General features: G+C 28.6%; 1 protein-coding gene. It reads right to left on the bottom strand.

Annotation, left to right across the window (positions count from 1 at the left end; translation table 11 throughout):
* Positions 1 to 332 (bottom strand): 30S ribosomal protein S2 (gene rpsB, locus AWT72_RS08985; protein ID WP_082680612.1); only part of this gene is annotated, 332 nt, incomplete at both ends.

Genomic DNA, 332 nt, shown 5'->3' with positions numbered 1-332 from the left:
AATTATTAGAAGCAGGTGTACATTTGTATCTACTAATGCTATAACTGGTATTCCTAATTTAGCTGCTTCTTCTAGTGCTAAAAATTCTTTTTTTATGTCTAATACAAATAATGCAGCAGGTAATTTATGCATTTCTTTAATTCCACCAACATTTTTTTCTAATTTTGACATTTCTTTTCTTAGTAATGTTGCTTCTTTTTTAGTGTATGAATTATCTAATTCTCCACTTGCATCCATGTCTTCAAGTTCTTTTAATTTCTTTACTCTACCTTTTATTGTTTTTAAGTTCGTCAATACTCCACTTAACCATCTTTGGTTAACATAGAATCCAC

The sequence above is a fragment of the Oceanivirga salmonicida genome (genome assembly GCF_001517915.1).
Classification (GTDB): domain Bacteria; phylum Fusobacteriota; class Fusobacteriia; order Fusobacteriales; family Leptotrichiaceae; genus Oceanivirga; species Oceanivirga salmonicida.
Note: the sequence above shows the minus strand (reverse complement) of the source record. Positions and strands in the feature narration are given on the sequence as shown.